The organism is Okeania sp. SIO3I5 (assembly GCF_010672085.1).
Lineage (GTDB): Bacteria > Cyanobacteriota > Cyanobacteriia > Cyanobacteriales > Microcoleaceae > Trichodesmium.
The window spans coordinates 1-13,464 of record NZ_JAAHHT010000250.1 but is presented as its reverse complement, the minus strand read 5'-3'; the positions used below and the strand labels follow the sequence as shown (position 1 = coordinate 13,464).

The following is a 13,464-nucleotide window of genomic DNA, read 5'->3' as shown; positions in this document are numbered from 1 at the left end:
AGGAAACCCTAAACCATTTCTTGAGTGTGTCTTACATTCTGTTGGCGAAGCCTTTCCGCAGGAAATGGAGACCTCAGAATTACACACTCGCTTTTTAAGCGTGGCATGGGATACAGACGATATACCGAATCAAGCTAGTATCAATCCAAACCTTAAATGGAAAGATATCAACTGGAGACGGGTTGAGAAGAATGTATTTAAGTTGCAAAAGTTAATTTACAAAGCATCCAGCCGTGGCGAAATCCGCAAGATGCGTAAATACCAACGACTTCTGAGCAAAAGTTATTACGCAAGGTTGCTAGCTGTTAGGCGCGTGAGTCAGGATAACCAAGGTAAGAAAACTGCGGGTGTAGATAGAATAAAAAATCTACCTTCTATGCAGCGACTCAACTTGGTTGATATATTAAACACGCGATACCTCAAAGCAAGTATGACCCGTAGAGTCTGGATACCAAAACCAGGGAGGGATGAAAAACGTCCGTTAGGCATCCCCACTATGTATGATAGAGCGTTACAAGCCTTGGTTAAGTTGGGTATGGAACCAGAATGGGAAGCGCGTTTTGAACCTAATAGCTATGGTTTTAGACCAGGACGGTCAACATACGATGCCATCGAAGCCATCTATCTTAGCATCAAACAAAAGCCAAAGTATGTGTTAGATGCTGATATATCAAAATGTTTTGATCGAATTAACCATGATGCACTATTGGGAAAAGTCGGCCAATCACCTTACAGACGGTTAATCAAACAATGGTTAAAGTCTGGGGTGTTTGACAATAAACAATTCTCAAACAGTGTGGAAGGTACACCACAGGGAGGGGTAATCAGTCCCCTACTAGTAAACATCGCCCTGCACGGTATGGAAGAAAGGCTTATGGAATTTGCCAAAACCCTAGACATGAAGAGACCCAGTGGTCACCAAATATGTGAGCGGGACAAGATACGAAGTCTTTCTCTGATACGCTATGCTGATGACTTCGTTATCCTACACGAAGATATCAAAGTAGTGTTACAAGCCAAAACCGTAATACAGGAATGGTTAAACCAGGTAGGATTAGAACTAAAACCAGAAAAAACTAAAATTGCCCACACCCTGGAAGAATATGAAGGTAATAAACCCGGATTTGACTTCCTAGGATTCACAATCAGGCAATGGAAAGTTAAGTCAACCGAACAAGGATTTAAAACGCTGATTCAACCATCTTCCAAGAGTATTAAAACTCATTATCGGAAACTGGCGGATATATTTGACAAATATAAAACCGCCTCTACAGAAGCTCTTATAGCTAAAATAAACCCCGTAATAAGAGGATGGGCTAACTACTTTTCCACCGTAGTCAGTAAAGAAGTATTCAGAAAAATGGATATGCTTTTATGGAAAAGGTTATGGAGATGGACAAGTAGAAGGCATCCAAACAAGTCAGTTAAATGGATTAAAGATAAGTATTTCCCTCGCTGCAAAGGAACCCGTAACTGGGTACTTAACGACGGCGAATATATACTAAACCTACACGCAGATGTCCCTATCTTAAGGCACGTCAAGGTGAAAGGTATTAAATCCCCTTATGACGGTGATTGGACTTATTGGAGTAATAGAATTGGCAAATATCCGGGCGTAAGGAAAGAAGTCACAACGCTGTTAAAGCGTCAAAAGAATAAATGCGCATTTTGTGGACTAACCTTTAGTCCGTCTGACCTTATGGAAGTTGACCATATAAAACCAAGGTCTAAAGGTGGTGACAACACTTATAGAAATAAACAATTGTTGCACCGACATTGCCACGACAGTAAAACTGCCTTTCAATAATGAATAATGAACAATTAATAATGAACAATTAATTTGTTTTTAATTATTAATTATTAATTATTAATTATTAATTAAGGCAAGGATGTACCTATGACAAAGGGCGTTTAAGAGAGGAGCCGTGATGAGGTGAAAGTCTCACGTCCGGTTCTGAAGACGAGTCGGTTTGGTAACAAACTGGCTTAGTTTAACAATATTCTTGTAAGACAACGTGGTAGCAAGTTCCATGCAGGTAATAATGTTGGTGTCGGTAGTGACTATACTTTATTTGCTTTAGTTGAAGGTGTAGTTACATTTGAAAGAAAAGGTAAAAGTCGGAAAAAAGTTAGCGTTTATCCTGTAGCTCAAGAAGCTAATGTTGCTGTAGCTGAAGCTTAATTTCAGTTATCAGTTATCAATACCTCTGGCGCTCACTATTGCAATTGAAACTTTTGTAGGGATGTTCTATAGAACATCCCTACATTTTTTTTTCAGATCTATTGCTATTTCATATTTACAGCAGTTTTCATTTCGGTAGACCACAGTAGGGACGTTCCATGGAACGTCCCTACAAGGTTTTGGTTGTGTCGGTGTGGTTCATAAATCTGAAAAGCGCTGTAATAACTATTCATATTCATAAGTTAAGATTATCTTTTATAATAAATATATAAATATATATTTATGTACATATCTCTTTACAAAGATTTACAGAATTTAGTATAAATATAAAATAATATTAAAAAAACACAGGTAAGTATTTATTCTCACTGTTATTATGGCAACTCAATTCCCCTGGCTAACCACTATAGTCCTATTGCCCCTTCTGGCAGCTCTACTCATCCCATTCATACCCGATAAAGACGGAAAAACTATGAGATGGTATGCCCTTGGCGTAGGTATTACAGACTTTGCCTTAATGTGTTACGCTTTCTGGAACCACTACAATGCCAGCGACTCTGGTTTTCAACTGGTAGAAAAATATGTTTGGGTCCCTCAAATAGGTTTAAGTTGGGCACTATCAGTAGACGGTTTATCTATGCCACTGGTACTCTTAGCTGGCCTAGTAACAACACTTTCAATGTTCGCGGCGTGGCAAGTAGACTACAAACCGCGTCTTTTTTATTTCTTGATGCTGGTTCTATACTCTGCCCAGATAGGGGTATTTGTTGCTCAAGACATAATGTTACTTTTCATTATGTGGGAACTAGAATTAGTTCCCGTGTACCTACTCATATCAATCTGGGGTGGTAAAAAGCGTCGCTACGCTGCAACAAAATTCTTGCTCTACACAGCAGCAGCTTCTATATTTATTCTAGTGGCAGCTTTGGGAATGGCCTTCTACGGTGGCGGCAATATTACCTTTGACATGGTGGAACTAGGTCTGAAAGATTATCCACTAGGTGTTGAACTTCTACTATATGCAGGATTACTTATCACTTTTGGTGTTAAGTTAGCGGTTTTCCCTCTACATACATGGCTACCTGATGCTCACGGCGAAGCTTCTGCACCTGTCTCTATGGTTCTTGCTGGTGTATTGTTGAAGATGGGTGGATATGGATTGATTCGCCTCAACTTAGAAATGCTTTCTGATGCCCATGTTTACTTTGCTCCTGTTCTGGCAATTTTGGGTGTAGTTAATATTGTTTATGGTGGCTTAAATTCTTTTGGTCAATCTAACATGAAGCGCCGTTTGGCCTACTCTTCTGTTGCTCACATGGGTTTTGTGTTGTTAGGTATTGCTTCCTTTACTGACTTGGGAGTAAGTGGCGCTCTACTACAGATGATTTCTCACGGTTTAATTGCTGCAGTATTATTCTTCCTCGCAGGTGTAACTTACGATCGCCTCCACACTCTGGCATTAGACGAAATGGGTGGTATTGGGCAAGTAATGCCAAAGGTATTTGCTCTATTCACAATTAGTGCAATGGCATCTTTAGCTCTTCCAGGAATGAGCGGTTTTGCTAGCGAACTGATGGTATTTGTGGGATTAACTAGCAGCGATGTTTACAGCTCTGCTTTCCGTACTGTGACAGTTTTCTTAGCAGCAGTAGGTTTGATATTGACTCCTATTTATCTACTTTCCATGTTGCGTCAAATGTTCTACAGCACTGGCCAAGCACCAGCTTGTTTGCTGAAGGATACTCCTTATGAAAATGAGATTTTAGATGAAGCGGTTTGCTTTGGTACTAGCTGTGTCTTACCTGCAAAAGCTGTTTATACTGATGCTAGACCAAGAGAAGTGGCGATCGCTGCTTGTTTCTTAGCTTTGATTATCGGAATTGGTTTATATCCTAAGATTGCAACTGGAATGTATGATGTAAAGACAGTGGCAGTAAATACTCAAGTACGTCAATCATACACTTTTGCTAAGTCTAATCCTCAACTATTTGCTAAAGGATTTTTATTCCCCAGAATTCCTGAATCTGAAGTATTATCTATTTCTGGAGTTTTTGAGTAATATAGCGATCGACTTTTAATAATCAACACCACTTTTTTTAACAACTGCCTTTTAGATTAGTTTAAAAATATATACCACTGTAGGGACGTTCCATGGAACGTCCCTACAATTTTTTGATTGTGACAAGGATTTCAATTTCACGGAAGTCAAAAGTATAGCGCTACGCTCTACGGAACAGGGAACAGGAGATATTATAGAGCTACTAAAGGGAATAGGGAACAGGGAACAGGAGACTCTTAAAGGGTTTCAGGATTTATAAATGTCCGCGCCCAATATTCGACTGCTATAAACCCACCCCTAACCCAACCCACCCCCAACCCCTCCTCCAAGGCGAGCAGGAGGGGAATTAGGGGCAAATGGCCATTTGCCAGTATAAAAGTTATAGCGCTACGCGAAGCGTGAATAGGGAATAGGGAATAGGGAATAGTGAACTGTCAAAGGCTTTTCCTACGGAATGCTCCGCAAACAGGATTTAGAAATGTCCTAACCTTAATGCGTAGTGCTATAAAAGTAAGATATTATAAGCTCAAAACTTTGATGCGCTCAGTATAACATAAGTAGTTGACTATAAGTTTATGAAATTGGTATAACACTTTTTTTGTAGTGCTATAGTTAGATATTTAGAGAGATTGCTAGATTTGTTTAACTAAAAACTAAAAACTGATAACTAATAACTCACAAGGAGATTATTACTATGAATCAACTCAGCGATGATGATCAAATTCTGCTAGAGAAATTTCACCAACTTTCATCAAAACAACGCCAAAGTATCCGGGACTTTCTAGATTTTTTGCTAAGTCAAAATCCCTGGAGTAATTCGGAAAGTTTATTGGGCAAGGAAGAAGAAAAACAAATTTCTTTCTATGAAGCAACTAAAGAATTATCTGGTGCTCTTGATTTCGGCCCTGGTGACTTATCAACTAATAAGAAATATTTGGAAAATATTGGTAAATAATGAGTCAAAAAGTCATTCTAGATACAGGTGTTTTAGTAGCTTACTTGAACAAACGCGAGCAATTTCACGAATGGGCTGAAGTTGAGTTAAACAAAACTAAGCCTCCTTTATTAACTTGTGAAGCTGTAATTGTTGAGTCTTACTTTTTGCTCAAAAGCACTTATGGAGTTGTGGATCTAATTTTTTCATTATTAAGGAAAAAGCAGATAGTAATTCCTTTTTTATTAACAGATGAAATGGTAGAAGTTGAAGCGCTAATGAAACGATATGAAAACGTCCCTATGTCGTTGGCAGATGCCTGTTTGGTGAGAATGAGTGAGTTAATTCCAGGGAGTGTAGTTTTAACATTGGATAGCGATTTTTTCGGATTTATCGAAAAAATCGAAATGAAGCAATAGACTTGATTATTCCTGTTGATTTATAATGAAATTGCTCCTGGTTTTAGAGATCGAAAAATTTCAATCCTTGGTGCTTCATATTTATCTGAAGTTTTGTAGTTTTTTTATCCGCCAAAAAATAAATTTATTGGCTCATAGCAGAAGTCATCTTTAGATGACTAAGAATAACTGCTGATAGCTGATAGCTGACAACTGAATGTTTACCTAATAATTAATAACTGAAATGACTATTGAATTGAGTGAAAGAGCTAAACAATTAATTCCTAAAGCGAGAATAGTTAGCTTTAAAGGTTGGGAGGAAGTTTTCCCAACGGAAATAATTCAGCTATTTCAAATGGCTGATGATGAAGGTCGTTATCTCACAGATAGCGATTTCAACCTCCTAAAAAGTAGTTCAGCAGTACCAATTTTTTATATTGAAGCTGCTAGTTTGCTTAGAGATTGTGCAACAGAAATTGTTGATGAAGCGAGGGAAGAAGTATTAGCAAAATATCCTAATATTACGGCAGAAGGAGGAGATTTATATCCCGCAGCACGAGCTGAAGCTTGTTGGCGAGATTTTTGGCATTTTTTACGTTGTATTAGTTATGGCATTGCTGGTAATAATACAGAATTTACCAGTAAAGAAGGGCTGTATTATATGAATTTACTTTACCAAGAATTGCTTGTACCACTATCAGCAATGGTGTGTGGTTTAGAAGCTATTAAAACGGCTAGCTTAAAAAGATTTTCATCTGAAAAACAAGCAGAATTAGCTCCTTATTTTGACCATTTGGTGGCGAGGTTAAAAGAATTTTCTTAGAACGATTTTCATTCGCTTAGACTACTAGCGTGTCTAGCTTGAAAATTTCGGTAAATTTGAGTTAATGAAGACCTCTCCCCCAACCCATCTCCTGCAAGGATAGGGGGGAGATTTTACCGATAATTTTAGTCTAGGCGCCCTACTAATATAAAATCCGGTTATACAGTAATCGCAAAATTACTTCCTCTCCTTTCTTGATCCTAACTCTTGTAGGGGCGATTCGCGTAATTAGGAGCATTCCGTAGGAAATCGCCCCTACGACTCAGGGATACGATAACTAATTACCCGGATTCTATATAAAGTAGGGGACTCCTACAAATGGTGTATTATTTATATTTTGAGTAAGTCCTGATCAAGTATTTTAATTATCCTTATTATTCGTAACATTCTTGTTGTAAATTATTATAACTATGAAATTTATCAGCCCGAAAACCGACTTTGCGTTTAAAAAAATATTTGGTTCTATTCACAGTCAAAACATCCTGATTAGTTTTCTCAATGCTATAGTTTATAACAATCAAAATATTATTCAATCCCTAAAAATAATTAATCCTTATAATCCTGGAGTTACTAACACTCTTAAGGAAACTTATTTAGATGTTAAAGCTGTTTTATATAATGGTTCTACCGTCATCATTGAAATGCAAATATTGAACGTAGAAGATTTTGAAAAACGAGTAATTTATAACTTAGCTAAAGCTTACGGAAATCAATTAGATGTCGGTCAAGGTTATATGATGTTAAAACCTTTTATAGCTTTAACAATTACCGATTTTGTTTTATTTGAAAACACGGATAAAATTATTACTAAATTTAGATTAAAAGAAGAAGCAGAAAATTTTAATTATCAAGATGAATTCACTTTAATGTTTCTAGAGTTACCTAAATTCACTAAAGAATTATCAGGATTAGAAACCCTGAGTGATAAATGGACATATTTTATTAAATCAGCACCTAGTTTAGAAGTAATACCCTCTTCATTAGGAGAAGTGCCAGAAATAGAAGCAGCATTAAATATAGCGAATAAGGCGAACTTAAAGAATGAAGAATTAGAGGCATTAGAGAAACAGGAACAGTTGATTAGAGATAAGAAAGGACAAATGAGTCTAGCCAAAAAGGAAGGAAGAGAAATTGGACGGGAAGAAGGCAGAGAAATTGGACGGGAAGAAGGAATTAGAATTGGCGTAGTGAAACAAGTATTACGTCAAATTCGTCGCCAGTTTGGAGAAATAGCTCCTGAAGTTCAGACTCAGGTAGAGCAGTTATCTTTGGAAAAATTAGATATTTTAGGTGATGAAATTTTTGATTTAGCAACAGTAGTGGATTTGGAAAACTGGTTAGCTAATCAACAATTAAAATAGCCAAATATAATCTAAATTTATTAATTTTGACTATGTTACTGAAAATCCTTGAAATTATAACTTCAGAATTCTGAGTCAAAAAGGCATTACTAGACTGACACTTATGCAATGGTGCCCGGCGACGGATTGCTTAATCCCTTTCAGAGTATGAGTTTTGCCTGTAAATACGCACCCTAAAATTTTGCTAATTTCTGGCCTCCCCATTACTGGAGATACTGATAACTGTTAACTGATAACTGATAACTGAATTGATGAGGTGGTTTCTCAGCTCGTGGATGGTAAACTTTCTTTGAATCACTGGCAGGCAAAAGCTCTAGCAGATTATTTCCAAATCTCTCAAACTATTTTTCAATTTTAGGTCTATGATTTTTGGTACTCTTGCTTGTGTAATGGTAGATGTGGATCGAAAAAGCCTAATTTCTGGCCTGTCGATGACTGGAGATACTGATAACTGATAACTGATAACTGAATTATGGTTCAATCTAATTTTAAAACTGCTAATCAATTGTTCCGGGAAGGTAAGGTGGAGGACGCTATTGTTGCTTACCGAGAGGCGATCGCTATTAATCCTGCTTTTTCCTATGCCTATCATAATTTAGGGGAGGCTTTAGAAAAGGCGGGGCGGTTAGAGGAGGCGATAAATGCTTTTCGTCAGGTGGTGGCCATAAATCCGCAAGCTCCCTGGTCTCTCTACAAGTTGGGGGTAATGTTGACTCAGCAAGGGGAGTTTCAGGAAGGAGTAGATTATTTATATCGAGCGCTCGATCTAAAAAAAGATGTGCCAGAATTTTATCTTGCTTTGGGAAGTGGGTTAGTAAAGTTGGAGCAATGGTCGGAGGCGGCGGAGTCTATTGATCAGGCTGTGGGGATGTTGGATGGAAAAGTAGGGACGTTCCATGGAACGTCCCTAGGGGCAGAGGCTTATTTTTATTTGGCAGAGGCTAAGTCTGGGCAAGAGCAATGGTCAGAGGCGGTGGAGTCTTATCGCCGGAGTTGGGAAATAAATGCAGGTAGATTTGACTGTTGTATGGGTTGGGCAAAAGCTTTGGGTAAATTGGGACAGTCGGAAGAGGCAGTAGAGTTGTATCGTCAGGCCGTGGCTTTGTCTGGGGAGTCTGGTGAGGTTTTGTTTGGTTTGGGTCAAGCTTTGGGGCAGTTGGGTAAATGGGAAGAGGCCATTGTTGAGTATCGGCGGGCGATTAGTCTAGGTTTTGATGTGGCAGAAGTGAGAGATAATTTGGGTCAGGGTTTAACACAGTTAGGGCGTTTGGAGGAGGCGGTTGTTGAGTTAAGAGAAGCAGTAAATCTGAATCATAATTCTGCTCCTTTGCATCATAAGTTAGGTTATGCTTTGACTCAGTTGGAGCGTTGGGAAGAGGCTCTTGTTAATTATCGTTTAGCTGTTAAGTTATATCCTCAATCTTCAGTAGTAAATCGCCAACTAGGAGATGTTCTTAGTAAATTGGGAACTGAGGCTAATTTGGACGAAGCCTACCAATTTTATCGCAAAGCACTTGAATTAGACTCATCTGATGTTCATAGCGCTAAGAGATGTCAAGAGATTAAGCCTAATGATGAAAAATTGCTTCTATCATTAGGTGAAGCTTTAAGCCAGAAAGGTAAAAGAGAAGATGCCATAGCTATTTACCGTCAAGCTATAGATATTAATCCTAACAATTATTGGCTTTACCATCTTCTAGGGGATGCTTTGGGTTTGACAGACAAGTTTGAAGAAGCTGTTGAAGCTTATCAAAAAGGAATTGCTTTGAATCCTTCTTTTCCTTGGTTGTATCACAATTTAGGCGATCGCTTCAAGGAAAAAGGAAAGTGGAAGGATGCTGTTAATTACTACAAAAAAGCCCTAGACTTGGATAATAATGTGGCCTTATTTTGCTATAATCTGGGAGATGCTTTGGCTATGATTGGAGAAGTTGACGAAGCTAGTATTTATTATCGTCGGGCAGTAGAATTAGAAGCATAATTTTTTATTAGACTTATTGCAGAAGTCAGGGAATAGTGAATAGTGAATAGGGAATAGGGAATAGGGAATGAAATTCTTGATTTCATATCTTGAATTTATTTCATTTTTTATTTTTGGAGATGTCTATTAATTCAGTTCTTTTTGCATTTGTATCGCGGTTTTTTTCCAAGCTTTAATCTGGTTTTTAATGCCATTGGTTTCCTGAGCAAGTTTTTGTAACTTAGCTAGTCTGTTTGGGTACTTACCATCCTCAATTCGTTGAGCAATATATTCGACTCTATTTCTAATTCTTTTACCTATTGTTTCTGGACTTAATATAGTTCTTATCTCTTTTGCTGCTCTTGCTCCTACTTGCTGTGCTTCTTGATAATTATCGAATACATATCGCATTAAATAAGCTGCATGATCTACATCTGGTTCTGCCCAAATACTGCCTTGAAAATATGGTCCTTCACTTTCAGTAATAGTTACTAATTTATATTTTACTAGGAAGCTATTACCAACATTCATAAATTCAATATTAGATGAATAACCAGTCGAAATTACTGGTTTACCATAGTACATAGTTTCAGCCATAGTTAAACCAAAACCTTCAGCTCTATGTAAGGATACATAACAGTCACAAGAGTTAAATAAACCAATAAGTTCTTTTTTAAGAATATGCCCATCAATAAACTGAATTGACGGCAAACCTTCTGCTTCTGCTTTGAGTTTATCTCTACCTTCTGAATGATATTGAGCATTAGAAAACTTGACTATCAACAGTACATTTTCTCGATCGGATTTAGCAAAAGCTTGTTTGAATGCCTTAATAGTAGCGTAGGGATTTTTCCTGGCTATTGTACTATGAAAATCAAACATAAATAGGAAGATAAATTTATCTTTAGGTAGCTTTAAATCATCTCGATTTACTGTAGGTTTTGGCATGACAATACTAGGCATGACTTTAACAACAGGAATGGGAGATATAGTAGAAATTGCTTCAGCAGTAAAGCTACTCAGAGTCCATATTTCGTCAAAATAATCAAAAGCATATTCCCAAGCTGGATGTAAAGTTGGTAGTTCCCAAGACCAATACCCTATATTATACCTACCGTCGAAATATTCTGGACCTAAAGTGTTATATAGTCCTTGATCGGGATTAGTGTGAACTAAATTAATAGGATAGGGATATTTATCTACAATAAAATCAGAATAGGTATTATCCATGTGGCGATGCCAACCCACCTCAACTTTTCTCACAGCAAAAGGTACACCAGCAGCTTCCATGGATCTTAATGTGCCTCTAGTAGCTTCTCCTAAACCATATTCGCCAGTTACAGCACCTACAACATTTACTCCTAGAGAAGGATCGGTTTGATTATTCATAATTAATTTTTTTTCCTCAATAAACTACTATTAATATACTTAACTATTTTGACAATGATTTGAACAATTAAAAGTTAGTTGATTTGAATTCTAATTGAATTTTTTTTGTTGCCAATTTCCAACTTTCAGCTTGAGAAGTTAACCATTCTTTTTTCATTTGTTGAACTCCCATTTTTTTGAGATGTTCAAGCCGACTTTTGATTTTTTTACCGATGGTTTCTGGACTTAATAAATATCTCACATCTTCCGCAGCGATCGCTCCGACTTTTTGCGCTTCTTGATAATTTTCAAATACATATTTCATAAAATAAGCTGCATGGTCTACATCTGGATCTGCCCAAACACTACCCTTTGGATAAAACCCATAATCTTCTGTAGTTGTCACCAGTTCATATCTGACTAAAAAACTATTACCTACATTCATAAAATCCATATTAGATGAATATCCAGTAGCAATAACTGGTTTACCATAAAACATTGCTTCTGCCATTGTTAAACCAAAACCTTCTGCTCGATGCAGAGATATATAACAGTCACAATTCTTTAAAAAAGCTAGAACTTCTTCTCTAGGTAAATGTCGGTCTACAATCATAATTGATGACCAACCTTCTAACAAATTATCTAGTTCTTTTCTTTGGTCAGGAAAATGTTCATCACCAGTAAATTTAATAATTAATAATACATCTTCCTGAGACTTTTCAAAAGCGTTTTGAAAGGCTTTAATACTACCCATAGCATTCTTGCGATGAAAAGAACTACCAAAGTCAAAAACGAATAGAAAAATAAACTTATTTTCCGGCCAATTCAAATCTTTTCTAGTTAATTTTGGTTGTGGCAAATCTACAGTTAAAGGAATTTTAATTACGGGAACTGGAGATACAGCAGCAATAGATTCAGCGGTATATTTACTAGCTGCCCATACTTCATCAAATATATTGAAAGCAAATTCCCATTCTTCAGGAAATTTAGGTAATTCCCAGAACCAAAATCCTATGTTATATTTGTTAGGAAAATATTCAATACCAAAATAGGGAAATACTCGCCCATAATATCCTTGATAAACCCAATTAGGGTTAGTATGTACGAGATTAATAGGATAAGGATTATCGATGGAAAAATCTCTGTAGGTAGTATTAGAACGAGGAGATGTAATTATGGGCAGATCGTTCATCACAACAGGAATATCTGTGGTTTCCAATGCCTTAAGGGTGCTTCTAACACCTTCCGCTAAACCAAAATCACCGTTAATGTGACCTGCAACATTAATTCCAAAATCATAAATTATTTGTCGATTTAACATAAGTATTTATAGAAAGTAAAGTTTTGAGTTTTGAGTGATTTTATTTGGAATTGATCAATGGTAGCCTTAGACTAAATTTAAGATTATTTATCCAAGAATGAGAATTCCATTTATCTCTAAATTCTTTCGATATTCGTAATTCTTTTAAAAACAAAGGTCGTCTAAATTTATCATTCATTAAATATTCTGACCAGCTTTGTAAACCTAGAGAATCAATATCTCTATGAAGATAAATTTTGTATACTAATTGTAAAAAATAATCGTCGGTTATATTATAAGTCAAATCTATAAATTCTTGGTCTTGAATTTTTTTAGGGCTAATATCTGCGATTTGAGTTAAATAATCATTTAAAATTCCACTATTGGCAATAAAATCTGTGAATTCACCATTTTTTTCTTCTATTTTCATTTTGCTAAAATCGCCGATAGTTTGTTGACTATCAAATTCATCAATTTGAGATGCTTTTTCTGGAACTTTCCAAATAGATTTAAACTCTTCTGATTGTCTAAGCATCATCAAAAATTCTTCCCGACTAATCTGATTATTTTGTATTTCTTTAATATATTTATTCTTGCCCTCATCATCAGGTTCACGCTTCAAATAAGTTCTATAAGTTTCGATCACAAAATCTTCTAGTTTGAGGAGAAATGTTTTATTAATAAAAGCGACATCAGTTAGTTTAAATATTTTTTCTTCATTCTTTATTTGCCATAATTGTTTAAATTCTGGTAATTCCTGAATGGATTCTAATAATTCTTGTCTTGTCATGCTACCTTGACATAACTGTTGAATATATAATTTTTGCTTACCTGCTTTTAATTCAGTATCTTTCAAATAAACTTTGAAAACTTCTAAAACAAAATATTCATCAGTAAAATGACGATTTTTCTCCAAGAAAAGTTCATCTACAATTGGTATTTTATTAATGTTATTCATCACTAATATCATCTCCGGTTGAATAGTTATAAATAATTAGGGAGGAGTCAGGAGACAGGAGACAGGAGACAGGAGAAAAGAATGTACCAGGAGAAAGAGCGCATTTTTGGCGCATTTTTGG

General features: G+C 36.4%; 10 protein-coding genes and 1 pseudogene. 8 read left to right on the top strand and 3 right to left on the bottom strand.

Features of this window, described 5'->3' with window-relative positions:
- Positions 1 to 64 precede the first annotated feature (64 nt).
- The 8 genes and pseudogenes from ltrA to F6K40_RS33460 all read left to right on the top strand — a co-directional run bounded on the left by ltrA (position 65) and on the right by F6K40_RS33460 (position 9,738).
- Entirely contained in the window at positions 65 to 1,807 is a 1,743-nt protein-coding gene (gene ltrA / locus F6K40_RS33495; RefSeq protein ID WP_293142447.1) for a group II intron reverse transcriptase/maturase, read from the top strand.
- 189 nt (positions 1,808 to 1,996) lie between these two features.
- A pseudogene (locus F6K40_RS33490) lies at positions 1,997 to 2,182 on the top strand (50S ribosomal protein L27); the annotation flags it as partial.
- Between the two features lie 373 nt (positions 2,183 to 2,555).
- Positions 2,556 to 4,241, top strand: coding sequence for an NAD(P)H-quinone oxidoreductase subunit 4 (locus F6K40_RS33485; protein ID WP_293142445.1), 1,686 nt, complete (start codon positions 2,556 to 2,558; stop codon positions 4,239 to 4,241).
- A 694-nt stretch (positions 4,242 to 4,935) separates the two neighbouring features.
- Positions 4,936 to 5,196, top strand: coding sequence for a hypothetical protein (locus tag F6K40_RS33480; RefSeq protein ID WP_293142441.1), 261 nt, complete (start codon positions 4,936 to 4,938; stop codon positions 5,194 to 5,196).
- The gene (locus tag F6K40_RS33475; protein WP_293142439.1) at positions 5,196 to 5,594 is read left to right on the top strand and encodes a type II toxin-antitoxin system VapC family toxin; all 399 of its coding nucleotides are present in this window, start codon (positions 5,196 to 5,198) and stop codon (positions 5,592 to 5,594) included. Before F6K40_RS33480 ends, F6K40_RS33475 begins: the two co-directional genes overlap by 1 nt.
- Before the next feature lie 223 nt (positions 5,595 to 5,817).
- Positions 5,818 to 6,396, top strand: coding sequence for a globin family protein (locus tag F6K40_RS33470; protein WP_293142437.1), 579 nt, complete (start codon positions 5,818 to 5,820; stop codon positions 6,394 to 6,396).
- A 410-nt stretch (positions 6,397 to 6,806) separates the two neighbouring features.
- Positions 6,807 to 7,757, top strand: a complete 951-nt coding sequence (locus tag F6K40_RS33465) for an Rpn family recombination-promoting nuclease/putative transposase (protein WP_293142435.1) — start codon at positions 6,807 to 6,809, stop codon at positions 7,755 to 7,757.
- A gap of 472 nt (positions 7,758 to 8,229) precedes the next feature.
- Positions 8,230 to 9,738 (top strand): tetratricopeptide repeat protein, encoded by a 1,509-nt coding sequence (locus F6K40_RS33460; protein ID WP_293142433.1) that lies wholly within the window; start codon positions 8,230 to 8,232, stop codon positions 9,736 to 9,738.
- Positions 9,739 to 9,864: 126 nt separating this feature from the next.
- Here F6K40_RS33460 and F6K40_RS33455 read toward each other — a convergent pair whose 3' ends face one another.
- The 3 genes from F6K40_RS33455 to F6K40_RS33445 form a co-directional block, all read right to left on the bottom strand.
- Positions 9,865 to 11,106, bottom strand: coding sequence for a glycosyltransferase (locus F6K40_RS33455; protein ID WP_293142431.1), 1,242 nt, complete (start codon positions 11,104 to 11,106; stop codon positions 9,865 to 9,867).
- A 67-nt stretch (positions 11,107 to 11,173) separates the two neighbouring features.
- Positions 11,174 to 12,406 carry a glycosyltransferase family 4 protein gene (locus F6K40_RS33450; RefSeq protein ID WP_293142429.1) on the bottom strand — a complete coding sequence of 411 codons (1,233 nt, stop codon included), beginning with the start codon at positions 12,404 to 12,406 and terminating at the stop codon, positions 11,174 to 11,176.
- 40 nt (positions 12,407 to 12,446) lie between these two features.
- Entirely contained in the window at positions 12,447 to 13,343 is an 897-nt protein-coding gene (locus F6K40_RS33445; RefSeq protein WP_293142443.1) for a DUF4214 domain-containing protein, read from the bottom strand.
- Positions 13,344 to 13,464 lie beyond the last annotated feature (121 nt).

Excerpts from the sequence above, each read along its gene's own strand:
- F6K40_RS33470 (WP_293142437.1), top strand. The coding sequence starts at position 5,818 with ATGACTATTGAATTGAGTGAAAGAGCTAAACAATTAATTCCTAAAGCG.
- F6K40_RS33480 (WP_293142441.1), top strand. The coding sequence starts at position 4,936 with ATGAATCAACTCAGCGATGATGATCAAATTCTGCTAGAGAAATTTCAC.
- F6K40_RS33450 (WP_293142429.1), bottom strand. The coding sequence starts at position 12,406 with ATGTTAAATCGACAAATAATTTATGATTTTGGAATTAATGTTGCAGGT.
- F6K40_RS33445 (WP_293142443.1), bottom strand. The coding sequence starts at position 13,343 with ATGAATAACATTAATAAAATACCAATTGTAGATGAACTTTTCTTGGAG.
- F6K40_RS33460 (WP_293142433.1), top strand. The coding sequence starts at position 8,230 with ATGGTTCAATCTAATTTTAAAACTGCTAATCAATTGTTCCGGGAAGGT.
- ltrA (WP_293142447.1), top strand. The coding sequence starts at position 65 with ATGGAGACCTCAGAATTACACACTCGCTTTTTAAGCGTGGCATGGGAT.
- F6K40_RS33455 (WP_293142431.1), bottom strand. The coding sequence starts at position 11,106 with ATGAATAATCAAACCGATCCTTCTCTAGGAGTAAATGTTGTAGGTGCT.
- F6K40_RS33475 (WP_293142439.1), top strand. The coding sequence starts at position 5,196 with ATGAGTCAAAAAGTCATTCTAGATACAGGTGTTTTAGTAGCTTACTTG.
- F6K40_RS33465 (WP_293142435.1), top strand. The coding sequence starts at position 6,807 with ATGAAATTTATCAGCCCGAAAACCGACTTTGCGTTTAAAAAAATATTT.